The 13,635-nt window shown below is 72.5% G+C and carries 12 protein-coding genes; 11 read left to right on the forward strand and 1 reads right to left on the reverse strand.

All coding sequences use genetic code 11. The annotated features are described in order from the left end of the window. Positions 1 to 21: 21 nt before the first annotated feature. The gene (locus tag ACFVJQ_RS07010) at positions 22 to 2,181 is read left to right on the forward strand and encodes a primosomal protein N' (RefSeq protein ID WP_385781530.1); all 2,160 of its coding nucleotides are present in this window, start codon (positions 22 to 24) and stop codon (positions 2,179 to 2,181) included. 146 nt (positions 2,182 to 2,327) lie between these two features. Here the strand turns inward: ACFVJQ_RS07010 and ACFVJQ_RS07015 are convergent, their stop codons facing one another. Then, positions 2,328 to 2,873 carry a hypothetical protein gene (locus ACFVJQ_RS07015; RefSeq protein WP_224733855.1) on the reverse strand — a complete coding sequence of 182 codons (546 nt, stop codon included), beginning with the start codon at positions 2,871 to 2,873 and terminating at the stop codon, positions 2,328 to 2,330. 368 nt (positions 2,874 to 3,241) lie between these two features. Between ACFVJQ_RS07015 and fmt the strand changes: the two genes are divergently transcribed. The 10 genes from fmt (at position 3,242) to ACFVJQ_RS07065 (ending at position 13,552) form a co-directional block, all read left to right on the forward strand. Beyond that, positions 3,242 to 4,174, forward strand: coding sequence for a methionyl-tRNA formyltransferase (gene fmt / locus ACFVJQ_RS07020; RefSeq protein WP_385511368.1), 933 nt, complete (start codon positions 3,242 to 3,244; stop codon positions 4,172 to 4,174). A 68-nt stretch (positions 4,175 to 4,242) separates the two neighbouring features. Further along, positions 4,243 to 5,661, forward strand: coding sequence for an RsmB/NOP family class I SAM-dependent RNA methyltransferase (locus tag ACFVJQ_RS07025; RefSeq protein WP_385781533.1), 1,419 nt, complete (start codon positions 4,243 to 4,245; stop codon positions 5,659 to 5,661). Positions 5,662 to 5,842: 181 nt separating this feature from the next. Continuing rightward, positions 5,843 to 6,529 (forward strand): ribulose-phosphate 3-epimerase, encoded by a 687-nt coding sequence (gene rpe, locus ACFVJQ_RS07030; protein ID WP_129796799.1) that lies wholly within the window; start codon positions 5,843 to 5,845, stop codon positions 6,527 to 6,529. 89 nt (positions 6,530 to 6,618) lie between these two features. Continuing rightward, positions 6,619 to 7,662 (forward strand): sugar-binding transcriptional regulator, encoded by a 1,044-nt coding sequence (locus ACFVJQ_RS07035; RefSeq protein WP_129796798.1) that lies wholly within the window; start codon positions 6,619 to 6,621, stop codon positions 7,660 to 7,662. A 41-nt stretch (positions 7,663 to 7,703) separates the two neighbouring features. Beyond that, on the forward strand, positions 7,704 to 8,078 hold the full coding sequence (locus ACFVJQ_RS07040; protein ID WP_385511365.1) for a ribonuclease domain-containing protein: 375 nt from the start codon (positions 7,704 to 7,706) through the stop codon (positions 8,076 to 8,078). After that, a complete protein-coding gene (locus tag ACFVJQ_RS07045) occupies positions 8,075 to 8,413 on the forward strand; it encodes a barstar family protein (RefSeq protein ID WP_385511363.1) in 339 nt (112 codons plus the stop codon). The genes ACFVJQ_RS07040 and ACFVJQ_RS07045 overlap by 4 nt, the downstream gene beginning before the upstream one ends. Positions 8,414 to 8,520: 107 nt before the next feature. Next, complete coding sequence (locus tag ACFVJQ_RS07050; RefSeq protein ID WP_385511506.1) at positions 8,521 to 9,966, forward strand: GuaB1 family IMP dehydrogenase-related protein; 1,446 nt, start codon at positions 8,521 to 8,523, stop codon at positions 9,964 to 9,966. 397 nt (positions 9,967 to 10,363) lie between these two features. Then, positions 10,364 to 11,833 carry an amino acid permease gene (locus ACFVJQ_RS07055; RefSeq protein ID WP_385511362.1) on the forward strand — a complete coding sequence of 490 codons (1,470 nt, stop codon included), beginning with the start codon at positions 10,364 to 10,366 and terminating at the stop codon, positions 11,831 to 11,833. A 10-nt stretch (positions 11,834 to 11,843) separates the two neighbouring features. Continuing rightward, the gene (locus tag ACFVJQ_RS07060) at positions 11,844 to 12,296 is read left to right on the forward strand and encodes an Lrp/AsnC family transcriptional regulator (protein WP_224733849.1); all 453 of its coding nucleotides are present in this window, start codon (positions 11,844 to 11,846) and stop codon (positions 12,294 to 12,296) included. Between the two features lie 101 nt (positions 12,297 to 12,397). Further along, entirely contained in the window at positions 12,398 to 13,552 is a 1,155-nt protein-coding gene (locus tag ACFVJQ_RS07065) for an MFS transporter (protein ID WP_385781539.1), read from the forward strand. Positions 13,553 to 13,635 lie beyond the last annotated feature (83 nt).

The following is a 13,635-nucleotide window of genomic DNA, read 5'->3' on the forward strand; positions in this document are numbered from 1 at the left end:
GCGTTTGGTAAGAATGCAAGCGTGAGCAGCGAGTACGGGCAGGGGGACGGCGGCGGGGCCGAAGGCGCGCCGCCGGAGCAGCTCGCGTTCATTCGGGAGAGCGTGCGGAAGGCCAAGGCGCCCCGGGCCAAGCCGCGGACGTGGCGGGGGGCCGCGCTGGCCAAGGAGCTGCCCGTGGCACGCGTGCTCGTGGACAAGGGCGTGCTCCACCTCGACCGGTACTTCGACTACGCCGTGCCCGAGGAGCTGGATGCCGAGGCGCAGCCCGGGGTGCGGGTGCGGGTGCGGTTCGGGGCCGGGCGGCATCGGGTGCGGGAAGGGCGTCGTGAGGGCGGCGGGCTCATCGACGGGTTCCTCGTCGAGCGGAGGGCCGAGTCCGACTACGCCGGGCCGCTCGCCGCGCTCGCCCAGGTCGTCTCGCCGGAGCCGGTGCTGAGCGAGGAACTGCTGGGCCTGGCTCGGGCCGTGGCCGACCGCTATGCGGGGAGCCTCGCCGACGTCCTGCAGCTCGCCGTGCCGCCCCGCAGCGCGCGGGCCGAGCAGCGGCCGTCGCCGGAGCCGCTGCCGCCGCCCGGGGTGCCCGAGGCGGGGTCCTGGGCGCGCTATGAGCGCGGGGCGGCCTTCCTGGAGGCGCTGGCTTCCGGGGGCGCGCCGCGTGCCGTGTGGAACGCCCTGCCCGGCCCCGAGTGGAGCGATGAACTGGCCCGCGCGGTCGCCGCGACGCTGGCCTCGGGGCGCGGTGCGCTGGTCGTCGTACCGGACGGGCGCGCCGCCGCGCGGGTCGACGCCGCGCTGACCGCCCTGCTGGGCGAGGGACGGCATGCGCTGCTGACCGCCGACGCCGGCCCGGAGAAGCGGTACCGGGAATGGCTCGCCGTGCGGCGGGGATCCGTACGGGCCGTGGTCGGGACGCGGGCCGCGATGTTCGCGCCGGTCCGGGATCTCGGGCTGGTCGCCCTCTGGGACGACGGCGACGACAGCCACAGCGAACAGCACGCACCGCAGCCGCATGCCAGGGAAGTGCTGCTGCTCCGCGCTGCACAGGACAAGTGCGCGTTCCTGCTGGGGAGTTGGAGCTGCACGGTGGAGGCCGCACAGCTCGTGGAGAGCGGGTGGGCGCGGCCGCTCGTCGCGCTGCGGGAGCAGGTGCGGGAGGCCGCTCCGCTCGTACGGACCGTGGGGGACCAGGACCTGGCACGGGACGAGGCCGCCCGGGCCGCCCGGTTGCCGACCCTCGCCTGGCAGGTGGTCCGGGACGGGCTGCGGGCCGGGCCGGTGCTCGTGCAGGTGCCCCGGCGGGGATACGTGCCGCGGATGGCGTGCGCGCAGTGCCGGGCGCCCGCGCGGTGCCGGCACTGCGCCGGGCCGTTGGAGGCGCGGGATGCCGGGGCGCTGCGGTGCGGGTGGTGCGGGCGTGCGGAAGGCTCCTGGCACTGCCCGGAATGCGGGTCGTTCCGGTTGCGGGCCCAGGTCGTGGGGGCGCGGCGTACCGCCGAGGAGCTGGGGCGGGCGTTTCCGGCCGTGCCGGTGCGGACCTCCGGGCGCGAGCAGGTGCTGGACACGGTGCCGGGGGCGCCCGCACTGGTGGTGAGTACGCCCGGCGCCGAGCCGGTCGCCGAGGGCGGATACGCCGCCGCGCTGCTGCTCGACGGCTGGGCCATGCTCGGGCGGCCCGATCTGCGCGCCGGTGAGGACGCGTTGCGGCGGTGGATCGCAGCCGCCGCGCTCGTACGGCCGCACGGTGCCGGGGGGACCGTGGTCGTCGTGGCGGAGCCGACGCTTCGGCCGGTGCAGGCCCTGGTGCGGTGGGACCCGGTCGGGCATGCGGTGCGGGAGCTCGCCGAGCGGGCCGAGCTGGGGTTTCCGCCGGTGTCGCGGATGGCGGCGGTGTCCGGGCCGGCGGAGGCGGTCGTGGAGTTCCTGGGGGCCGTCGAACTGCCGCCGGAGGCAGAGATGTTGGGGCCCGTACCGCTGCCGGTGACCCCGACCGTGGCGACGGGGCGGTCGCGGCGGCCGGGGACGCCGCCTGCCGGAGAACAGTGGGAGCGGGCGTTGATCCGGGTGCCGCCGGGGAAGGGCGCCGCGCTGGCGGCCGCCCTGAAAGCGGCTCAGGCGGCGCGGATGGCTCGGGGTGCCGCGCAGGCGGTGCGAGTGCGGATCGATCCGCCCGACATCGGGTGAGGCGCGCTCGTGTGCGGTGCGGGCGGCGGTCCGTGCCTGCCTCGGCGAGCGCGGGTACGGCTGCTGCGGTGACGTCGGGCATACGGCTGCCCTCCCGGACACGGCCGGGAGGGCGGGTGAGGCAGCCGGTGGTGCGGCAGTGGGCGTCAGCCGTTGCGCGGGCCAGGGAGGGCCGTCGGCTGCCTGGCCTCGTCGCGCAGCGCCTTGCTGCCCGCGGTCGGCTGGGTCGGCATGGAGCGGGCCGCGGGGACCGTCGGCACGGTGGGGATTCCGGTGTTGACATTGACCGTGCGGGTGCCCGACGGCTCCGTGCTCCGCTCGGCCTCGGCGGCCGCCTGTGCAGTGGCGCGGCGAGAGCCGTAACGACGGTGGACCGCTTGCTTGGTGACACCGAGTGCGGAGCCCACCGCGTCCCACGAGAAGCCCAGTGAGCGGTCGAAGTCGACCGCGGCCGTCACCAGGGTCTCGACACTGTCCCGCAGTTCCTGGGCGAGCCGGACTGTCGGGGCGGGGGCGCGTCCGTAGACGACGAAGCCCGTGGAGGGGCCGGAGCGGCGCGGGCGGTAGACGTTGCCCAGCTGGGCGGTGAGCGTGCGCAGTGCGTCCACCTGCCGGCGGACCCGCTCGATGTCCCGCACCAGCAAGTGCAGGCTGGCCCGAGCCTGGGCGTCGTGGGTTGCGTGGTCGGCCATGAACAAGCCTCTCGAACCGGCGTTGAGGAGAAAGGATCGGGCCGCGATGGTCGCGCGGCCCGTTGTGGTCAACTCTTTCTTGACCAACGCGGATTCGCTCCGCGGGTCACGCAGTGGGGGCGTATGGGCATATGCGTGCGCCTGTCCGTGCCGGGTGTGCGCGGCCGGTTCGGCCTGCGGCCGGGATTCGTTTTTCTCCCACCCGCGCACCACCCGTTTCCAGTCGGGTAAGAGGTGGGCCTCGCCTGTGGGGGTTGATCGACGGTGGCGGCTTTCCCGGATCGTTGGGGGCTTTCCGGGGGCGTAGTGGCTCATAGACTTGTGTGTTGCCCGTTGCCAAACCCCAGCCGAGAGGCCCGTGTCCGCCCATGAAGCTTGTCTTCGCCGGTACCCCCGAGGTCGCTGTTCCCGCTCTGGACGCCCTGCTTGCCTCCGGGCGGCATGAGGTGGCCGCCGTTGTCACGCGGCCGGATGCGCCGGCCGGGCGGGGGCGCAGGCTGGTCGCGAGCCCCGTCGCCGAGCGGGCCGAGGAGGCCGGGATCGAGGTGCTGAAGCCGGTGAAGCCGCGGGACCCGGAGTTCCTGGACCGCCTGCGGGAGATCGGGCCGGACTGCTGTCCCGTCGTCGCCTACGGGGCGCTGCTGCCCCGTGTCGCCCTCGACATCCCCGCCCACGGCTGGGTCAACCTGCACTTCTCGCTGCTGCCCGCCTGGCGGGGGGCCGCGCCCGTGCAGCACGCCATCATGGCGGGCGACGAGATCACGGGGGCGTCCACGTTCCTCATCGAGGAAGGGCTCGACTCCGGGCCCGTCTACGGGACCGTGACCGAAACGATCCGGCCCACCGACACCAGCGGCGACCTGCTGACCCGGCTCGCCTTCGCCGGCGCCGGGCTGCTCGCCGCCACCATGGACGGCATCGAGGACGGCACGCTGAAGGCCGTACCGCAGCCCGCCGACGGCGTCACCATCGCACCGAAGATCACCGTCGAGGACGCCCGGGTCGACTGGTCCGCGCCCGCCCTGCGGATCGACCGGGTGGTGCGGGGCTGCACCCCCGCGCCGGGCGCCTGGACCACCTTCCGGGGCGAGCGGCTCAAGCTCGTCCAGGTCGCGCCCGTGCCCGACCGGACGGATCTCGCCCCCGGTCAGCCGGCGGTCGGCAAGAACAGCGTCCATGTCGGCACCGGCTCGTACGCCGTCGAGCTGCTGTGGGTGCAGGCTCAGGGCAAGAAGCCGATGCGGGCGGCGGACTGGGCGCGCGGGGTGCGTATCGCGGAGAGGGAGACGCTCGGGGCCTGACGGCCCGGCGGGAGCCCTTCGACGTACGCTGGGTGCACACCGTATACAGAAATCCGGAGCACCTTTTCGTGAGCGACACCTCCCGTCGGCCCCGCAAACCCGGCAAGCCCTACCGTCGGCCCAAGAAGGACCCCGTGCGCATCCTCGCCTTCGAGGCGCTCAGGGCGGTCGACGAGCGGGACGCGTACGCCAACCTGGTGTTGCCGCCGCTGCTGCGCAAGGCGCGGGAGAGCGGGGACTTCGACGGGCGGGACGCCGCCCTCGCCACCGAGCTGGTGTACGGGACGCTGCGCCGGCAGGGGACGTACGACGCCGTCATCGCGGAGTGCGTCGACCGGCCGTTGAGGGACGTCGATCCGCCCGTCCTCGACGTGCTGAGCCTCGGTGTGCACCAGCTGCTGGGGACGCGCATCCCGTCCCATGCGGCCGTCTCCGCCACCGTCGAGCTCGCCCGGGTCGTGCTCGGCGACGGGCGCGCCAAGTTCGTCAACGCGGTGCTGCGCAAGGTCGCCCAGCATGACCTCGACGGATGGCTGGAGCGGATTGCGCCGCCCTACGACGAGGATCCCGAGGACCATCTCGCCGTCGTGCACTCGCACCCGCGCTGGGTCGTCTCCGCGCTGTGGGACGCGCTGGGCGGCGGGCGGACCGGCATCGAGGAGCTGCTGGCGGCCGACAACGAGCGGCCGGAGGTGACGCTGGTCGCCCGGCCGGGGCGGGCCACGACCGACGAGCTGCTGCGTGAGGACGCCGCCGTGCCGGGGCGCTGGTCGCCGTACGCCGTACGGCTCACCGAGGGCGGCGAACCCGGTGCGATCGACGCCGTACGGGACGGTCGTGCGGGCGTGCAGGACGAGGGCAGCCAGCTCGTCGCGCTGGCCCTGGCCAACGCGCCGGTCGACGGGCCCGACGAGCGGTGGCTGGACGGGTGTGCCGGACCCGGTGGCAAGGCCGCGCTGCTCGCCGCCCTCGCCGCCGAGCGGGGTGCCTCGCTGCTGGCCGCCGAGAAGCAGCCCCATCGGGCCGGACTGGTAGCCAGGGCCCTGCACGGCAATCCCGGGCCCTACCAGGTGATCGCCGCCGACGGGACCCGGCCGCCGTGGCTGCCGGGCACCTTCGATCGCGTGCTGATGGATGTGCCGTGCACCGGGCTGGGCGCCCTGCGGCGGCGGCCCGAGGCACGCTGGCGGCGCCGGCCCGAGGACCTCGACGGCTTCGCGCCGCTCCAGCGCGGGCTGCTGCGCACCGCCCTGGAGTCCGTGCGCGTCGGCGGCGTCGTCGGCTACGCGACCTGCTCGCCGCATCTCGCCGAGACCCGTGCCGTGGTCGCCGACGTACTCAAGCAGTTCCCCGAGACGGAACTCGTCGACGCCCGTCCACTGCTGCCGGACGTACCGAACCTCGGCGACGGCCCCGACGTACAGCTGTGGCCCCATCTGCACGGGACGGACGCGATGTACCTGGCGCTGATCCGGAGGACCGGCTGAAGCTCGCCCCCGGCTTCGCAGCGCCGGGGCAGCAGCGCCCCGAAAGGGGCGCGGGGCCGTGACATGTGCGGCTCCGCCGCGCGGGCGCGACCAGCCACAGGACGGCCCGCGGTTTCCGTGTAACCGTTCCCACGACGGACCGGATGCCGCCACCCCCCGGAGGGCATGGCAGGCTTGGGGCATGGCCGTGCAGATCAACCCCAGCATCCTGTCCGCCGACTTCGCGCGCCTCGCCGACGAGGCGAAGGCGGTCGAGGGGGCCGACTGGCTCCACGTCGACGTCATGGACAACCACTTTGTACCGAACCTCACGCTCGGCGTGCCGGTCGTGGAGTCCCTGGCCCGGGCGACGGACACTCCGCTGGACTGCCATCTGATGATCGAGGCCCCCGACCGGTGGGCGCCCCAGTACGTGGAAGCGGGTGCCTCTTCGGTCACCTTCCATGTGGAGGCGGCCGCCGCTCCGGTGCGTCTCGCCCGGGAGATCAGGGCCAAGGGCGCCCGCGCGTCCATGGCGCTCAAGCCCGCGACGCCCATCGAGCCGTACGAGGATCTGCTTCCCGAGCTCGACATGCTGCTGATCATGACGGTCGAACCGGGCTTCGGTGGGCAGGCGTTCCTCGACATCATGCTTCCGAAGATCCGCCGCACCCGTGAGCTGATCGGCAAGCACGGCCTCGAACTGTGGCTCCAGGTCGACGGCGGGGTCTCGGACGCAACCATCGAGCGGTGTGCGGAGGCGGGCGCCGACGTCTTCGTTGCGGGTTCGGCGGTGTACGGCGCTGCCGACCCGGCCGCCGCGGTGCGTGGCCTGCGGGCCAAGGCGGAGGCCGTGACGAAGCAGGCAACATGGGCGTGCGACCACTGAGCCACGGTTACGTGAACGGCGCCCGTCGGTCGTCGATCAGGGCTGATCAACCGCGCCGGATCTGCAAGGATGAACGGCGAATCCAGAGTGTGAACAGCAGTGAGGAGATCGCCGTGTCGGGTATGTCGGCGGGCCGGTCAGCCATGCGGATGGGACCCGCTGAGCTGGTGCAGGCGGCGGCCATGGCCCGCCGCTTCTACCTCGAGGGAAAGTCCAAGATCCAGATCGCTGAGGAGTTCGGCGTCAGCCGCTTCAAGGTGGCCCGGGTCCTGGAGACCGCCCTCGAACGGGATCTCGTGCGCATCGAGATCCGCGTCCCGGCCGAGCTGGACGCCGAGCGCTCCGACGCGCTGCGCGCCCGCTACGGCCTCAGGCACGCCGTCGTGGTCGAATCCCCGGCCGAGGCCGAGGAGACCCCGGATCCCGAGAACCTGGGTGAGGTGGCCGCCGACCTGCTCGGCGAGCTCGTCAACGAGGGGGACGTCCTGGGCCTGGCCTGGGGCCGGTCCACCATCCACATGGCCGCCGCCCTCGACCGGCTGCCGCCCTGCACGGTGGTGCAGCTGACGGGTGTGTACGACGCCGGGACCGCCGAGCGCGGCTCGGTGGAGGCCGTGCGGCGGGCCGCGCAGGTGTCCGGCGGTGACGCGCATCCCATCTACGCGCCGATGCTGCTGCCGGACGCCGCCACGGCGGCCGCGCTGCGCAACCAGACCGGGATCGCCCGGGCCTTCGAGTACTTCGACAAGGTCACGGTCGCCTGCGTCTCCATCGGCTCTTGGGAGCCGGGTATCTCGACGGTGCACGACATGCTCAGCGACGAGGAGCGCGCGCACTACGCGTCTCTCGGCGTCGCCGCCGAGATGTCCGCGCACCTCTTCGACTCCGACGGCCGCCGGGTCGGACGGGACCTCGGCGAGCGGTGCATCACGGTCAAGGCCGACCAGCTCCGCCGTATCCCCGAGGTCGTCGCGATCGCCGGCGGGCAGCGCAAGGCGGCGGCGATCGACGCCGTGCTGCGCTCGGGGCTGGTCACCAGCCTGGTGACGGACACGTCCGCGGCCGACTATCTGATGGCGGCCGGGCCGACGCCGCGGCCCGCGCTGAACCGGGCCGACCCGGACGGGGCCTGACTTCAAGGCCGTGCGGGGGCGGCCGTGGCAGCATCGGCGGCATGGTGCTGCGGTTCGTCCCCCGGGTGCTGGCCTGCCTCTTCGCCGTCCTGCTCGCGGGATGCGGCGACACTTCCGCCCCACCGTCGTGGGCCCGGGACACGGCCACCGTCCGGGAGGCCGAGCTCCCCGCCGAGGCCCGCGAGACGCTCCGGCTCATCGACGAGGGCGGCCCCTTCCCGTACGCCAGGGACGGTGCCGTCTTCGGGAACTTCGAGCGGCTGCTGCCGACGCACGAGCGTGGCTACTACCGCGAATACACCGTCAGGACGCCCGGCTCACGCGATCGCGGCGCCCGGCGCATTGTCACCGGACGGGGCGGCGAGATCTACTACACCGACGATCACTACGACTCGTTCAGGGCGGTACTGAGATGACGGAGCTCGTGGTCACCCTCGATCTCGACGGGGTCATGGACAAGGCCGGCCTGATGGACCGCTGCGCCCGGGCCCTTCAGCTGCCCGACTGGTTCGGCCGCAACTGGGACGCGCTGGCCGACAGCCTCTCCGACCACGATGTCTGGCCCGAGGACGCCGTCGAGAAGGGACTGCTGATCGTCGTACGGAACTGGCAGCCGTACGCGAAGGCGCGACCGGACGAGTGGGAGACCGCCCAGGAGGTGTTCGCCCAGGCCGCGGACACGGCGTCGGCGCTGACCGTGGCACTCGCCCTTGGAGGATCCTCCGAAGAGGGCTCTGACCAGCCTGGATGAAGTGACCGGGCATCGCATTCCGGCCGTCATGGGACAATGAAGTACGTGCTCTTCCCCCTGGCTGACCTGTCCGGGGGCCACCTCTGATCGACTGGGATGTGCAGCACGTGCGTTTCCTCAACGACATCCAGCCCTCGTACGACCTGACGTACGACGACGTGTTCATGGTGCCGAGCCGCAGCGCGGTCGGCTCCCGTCAGGGCGTGGACCTCAGCTCCCCGGACGGCACGGGCACCACGATTCCGCTCGTCGTCGCCAACATGACGGCGATCGCCGGCCGTCGCATGGCCGAGACGGTGGCCCGGCGCGGCGGCCTCGTGGTCATCCCGCAGGACATCCCGATCGAGGTCGTCACCGAGGTCGTCTCCTGGGTGAAGAGCCGCCACCTGGTCCTGGACACCCCGATCGTGCTGGCGCCGCACCAGACCGTCGCCGACGCGCTCTCCCTGCTGCACAAGCGGGCGCACAACGCCGGTGTCGTCGTCGACGAGGAGCACCGCCCGATCGGTGTCGTCACCGACCGGGACCTGACCGGCGTGGACCGCTTCACCCAGCTCGAAGTGGTCATGTCCAAGGACGACCTGCTTCTGCTCGACGCCGGCATGGACCCGCGCGAGGCCTTCAACACCCTCGACCACCACAACCGGCGCTACGCCCCCGCCGTCGACGCGGACGGCAAGCTCGTCGGCATCCTCACCCGCAAGGGCGCCCTGCGCGCCACGCTGTACACGCCGGCCACCGACGCGAAGGGCAGGCTGCGCATCGCCGCAGCCGTCGGCATCAACGGCGATGTCGCCGGCAAGGCCGAGCAGCTGCTCGCCGCGGGAGTGGACACGCTCGTCATCGACACCGCGCACGGCCACCAGGAGTCGATGATCAGCGCCGTCAAGCTGGTGCGTGACCTCGATCCGCAGGTTCCGATCGTCGCGGGCAACGTCGTCTCCGCGGAGGGTGTGCGCGATCTGATCGAGGCGGGCGCCGACATCGTCAAGGTCGGCGTGGGCCCCGGCGCCATGTGCACGACCCGGATGATGACCGGCGTGGGCCGGCCGCAGTTCTCGGCCGTGCTGGAGTGTGCCGCCGAGGCGAAGAAGTACGGCAAGCACGTGTGGGCCGACGGTGGTGTCCGGCACCCGCGTGACGTGGCGATGGCGCTGGCCGCGGGTGCGTCCAACGTGATGGTCGGCTCGTGGTTCGCGGGCACGTACGAGTCGCCGGGCGACCTCCAGCAAGACCCCGACGGCCGCTTCTACAAGGAGTCGTTCGGCATGGCCTCCGCGCGCGCGGTGGCCAACCGCACGTCGGAGGAGTCGGCGTACGACCGGGCCCGCAAGGGGCTGTTCGAGGAGGGCATCTCCACGTCCCGCATGTACCTGGACCCGGCCCGCCCCGGCGTCGAGGACCTGATCGACTCGATCATCGCGGGCGTCCGCTCCTCCTGCACCTACGCCGGCGCAGGCTCCCTCGAGGAGTTCGCCGAGAAGGCCATCGTCGGCATCCAGAGCGCCGCCGGCTACGCCGAGGGCAAGCCCCTGCACGCCAGCTGGAACTGACCCGACTCCCTTCCGCACGGCCCCCGTTGTCCCGCCCGCCGGGATGATCGGGGGCCGTTCGCGTCCTCACGCTCTACCGTCGGGCGGATGGAGATCGCCGTGTGCTGGGAGGCCGACGCGGCCGCGTGCGCGGGCGCTCGCGGGGGAGCCGGACGAGCTCTGAAACGGCGTTCGCGCAACGGTCGACAGCCGCCGCGCAACGAACGCTCACGCCGCCCCGATGAACGCAATGATCTTGCGGGCATACGCAAGGTTGCTGCATTACAACGGCAACGTCGCTGCTCATAGGCTGTCGCCTCGTACGTGGCGTGGCGGGGACCCCGCTCGGTGGGTCCCTGCTCGAAGGGGTGCCGCCGGTCCCCGTCTCCCTGACCGGCAGCGATGAAGGAGCCAGCGCGTGCTCGACCAAGGCGCACCCCCGCAGAACAATCGCCAGACCGCCCCGCCGTCCCCGGGCGTCGCCGCGCGCCTGATGCGTCGTAAGCCCGTGGAACACCTGGTCGCGGAGGGTGGCCAGGGTGAGGGAGGCGCGCTTCGGCGCACCCTGGGGCTGTGGCAGCTCACCATGATCAGCATCGGTGCCACCCTCGGCACCGGTATCTTCGTCGTCCTCGGCGACGCCGTCCCCGAGGCCGGCCCCGCGGTCACCCTGGCGTTCGTGATCGCCGGACTCACCGCACTGTTCTCGGCCCTCTCGTACGCCGAGCTGGCGGGCAGCATCCCGGTCGCCGGTTCCTCGTACTCGTATGCGTACGCAACGATGGGCGAACTGGTCGCCTGGGTCTGCGGCTGGTGCCTGGTGCTGGAGTACGGCGTCTCGGTGGCCGCCGTCGCCGTCGGCTGGGGCGAGTACCTCAACGAACTGCTCGACGGCACCATCGGGGTCACCATCCCGTCCGCCCTGTCCTCGGCGCCCGGTGAGGGCGGCATCATCAACCTGCCCGCCCTGATCGTCGTCCTGCTGGCGATGGTGTTCCTGCTGGGCGGTGCCCGTGAGTCCGCCCGCGCCAACACGATCATGGTCGCGGTGAAGATCGCCGCCCTTGTGCTGTTCTGCGCCGTCGGCTTCATGGGCTTCAAGTCCGGCAACTACGCCGACTTCATGCCGCTCGGCATGGCGGGCGTGAGTGCCGCGGGTGCGACGCTCTTCTTCTCCTACATCGGCTTCGACGCCGCCTCCACCGCCGGTGAGGAGGCCAAGAACCCCAAGCGCGACCTGCCGCGGGCGATCATGCTGTCGCTGATCATCGTGACCGCGCTGTACGTGCTCGTCGCGGCCGTCGCCGTCGGCGCGTGGAACTGGACCAAGTTCGAGGGCTCCGACGCCTCGCTCGCCGCGATCATGAACGACGTCAGCGGCCAGACCTTCTGGGGCACCCTGCTCGCCCTCGGTGCGGTCATTTCCATCGCGAGCGTCGTCCTCACCGTGCTCTACGGCCAGACCCGCATCCTGTTCGCGATGTCCCGCGACGGCCTGGTGCCCAAGGCGCTCGGCAAGATTCACCCGAAGACCGGCGCGCCCCGCCTCAACACGGTGATCGTGTCCCTGTTCTGCGGTGTGCTCGCGGCCCTGATCCCGCTGGGCAAGCTCGTCGACGCCACCAGCATCGGCACGCTGTTCGCCTTCGCCCTGGTCAACATCGCGGTGATCGTCCTGCGCTACCGGCGACCCGAGCTGGAGCGCACGTTCAAGGTGCCGTTCGGCCCGGTTCTGCCGATCCTGGGCTTCGCCTTCTGCGCGTACAACATGTTCAGCCTCGACACCGTGACCTGGGTCGTCTTCGGGTTCTGGATGGCCGCCGGTCTCGTGTTCTACTTCGTGTACGGCTATCGCCGTTCCCGTCTCGCCGCAGCAGAAGTGAAGTGAACCACCCGCAGTGCTGAACGATCTCGACGAACGCATCGTGCACGCCCTCGCCGAGGACGCCCGCCGCTCCTACGCCGACATCGGGCAGCTCGTCGGCCTGTCCGCGCCCGCCGTGAAACGGCGCGTGGACCGGCTGCGCGCCACCGGTGCCATCACGGGCTTCACCGTACGGGTGGACCCGTCGGCGCTCGGCTGGGAGACCGAGGGGTTCGTCGAGATCTACTGCCGGAGCAACACCTCGCCGGAGACCATCCAGCGGGGCCTGGAGCGCTACCAGGAGGTCGTGGCCGCGTCCACCGTCACGGGGGACGCGGACGCGATCGCCCAGGTCTTCGCCTCCGACATGCGGCACTTCGAACGGGTCCTGGAGCGCATCGCGGGGGAGCCGTTCGTGGAGCGCACCAAGTCGGTGCTCGTGCTGTCGCCGCTGCTGCGGCGCTTCTCGTCGGGGTCGCCGACGTAATTCGCTGGGCCGGGGGAGGATCACCGCGTAGCATCGGAGCCATGACCTGGCGACATTGATCTTCACGTGAACGGAAGCAACGGGAGCCCGGCGTCCGGCGGTTGACCGCCACGCTGTACGGCTACGCGTTCCTTGACGAGTTCGTCCTGCTCTACCCGCTGTACGCGCTGCTCTTCAGCGACACCGGTCTGACGGTCGGGCAGATCTCCTTCCTCTTCGCGCTGTGGTCCGTCACCGCCGTCGTGCTGGAGGTCCCCTCCGGCGCCCTGGCCGACGCCGTCTCCCGTCGGCTGCTGCTGTGGCTCGGCCCGCTGCTGACCGCCGTCGGCTTCACCCTGTGGGTGCTCACGCCGTCGTACTGGGCGTTCGCGCTCGGCTTCGTCCTGTGGGGCGTCGGCGGAGCGCTCGGATCCGGCGCCCTGGAGGCGCTGGTGTACGAGGAGCTCGACCGGCTCGGTGCGGCCGACGACTATGCGCGCGTGATGGGCCGCGCCCGCGCCGCGGGCCTGGTGGCGGTGATGGCCGCGATGGGACTCGCCGGGCCGGTGTTCGCGCTCGGCGGCTACCCGGCCGTGGGCGCGGCGAGCGTGCTGGCCTGCCTGCTGACGGCGGCCACGGCGAGCCGGTTCCCGGAGCGCCGGTCGCCGGCGGCCGGGAGCGCGAGCTGGGCCGGCACCCTGCGTTCCGGGCTCGCCGCGGCCCGGACCGACCGGCCCGTCATGGCCTCGCTCCTGCTGGTCGCCCTCGTCGCCTCGGTGTGGGGCGCGCTCGACGAGTACACGCCGCTGCTGGTGCGCGACACCGGCGTCCCCGGCTGGGCCGCTCCCTACCTGCTCCTGCTGATCTGGGCGGGCGCCACGACCGGCAGCCTGCTTGCCGGTGTGGGCGAACGCCTGGGCCGGACCGGGTTCGCGGCGCTGCTCGGGGGCTCCGCACTGGCCCTCGCGGCGGGCGCCCTGGCACGGACGCCGGCCGGGCTGGTGCTGGTCGCCGTCGCCTTCGGCGGGTTCCAGCTCGCGAACGTGCTGGCCGACGCCCGCCTCCAGCGGCGGATCGACGACACCGGGCGGGCGACCCTGACATCGGTTGCGGGCCTGGGGACCGAACTGGTCACGGTCGCCGTGTTCGGCGGCTACGCGGCGGTCGTCTCGTCGACCGGGCACAGCACGGCGTTCGCGGTGTTCGGGGTGCCGTATCTGGTGACCGCGCTGGTGATGGCGGCCGGGGGAACGGAGCGCGGGAGGCGTAAGCCGTGAGGCAGGGGTGGCGCCGGTGACCATTGCGGTCCGCGGCGCCGTCCCGTAGGTTGTGCCGCGGCTTGCTACCGGTGAGTAGAACC

It is taken from the genome of Streptomyces sp. NPDC127197, from assembly GCF_042672405.1.
Taxonomy (GTDB): domain Bacteria; phylum Actinomycetota; class Actinomycetes; order Streptomycetales; family Streptomycetaceae; genus Streptomyces; species Streptomyces flavusporus.

What these genes read in the sequence shown, in the direction of transcription:
- ACFVJQ_RS07015 (WP_224733855.1), bottom strand. Translation starts at nt 2,873, where the DNA reads ATGGCCGACCACGCAACCCACGACGCCCAGGCTCGGGCCAGCCTGCAC.
- ACFVJQ_RS07040 (WP_385511365.1), top strand. Translation starts at nt 7,704, where the DNA reads ATGGTGCTGCGGTTCGTCCCCCGGGTGCTGGCCTGCCTCTTCGCCGTC.
- ACFVJQ_RS07045 (WP_385511363.1), top strand. Translation starts at nt 8,075, where the DNA reads ATGACGGAGCTCGTGGTCACCCTCGATCTCGACGGGGTCATGGACAAG.
- fmt (WP_385511368.1), top strand. Translation starts at nt 3,242, where the DNA reads ATGAAGCTTGTCTTCGCCGGTACCCCCGAGGTCGCTGTTCCCGCTCTG.
- rpe (WP_129796799.1), top strand. Translation starts at nt 5,843, where the DNA reads ATGGCCGTGCAGATCAACCCCAGCATCCTGTCCGCCGACTTCGCGCGC.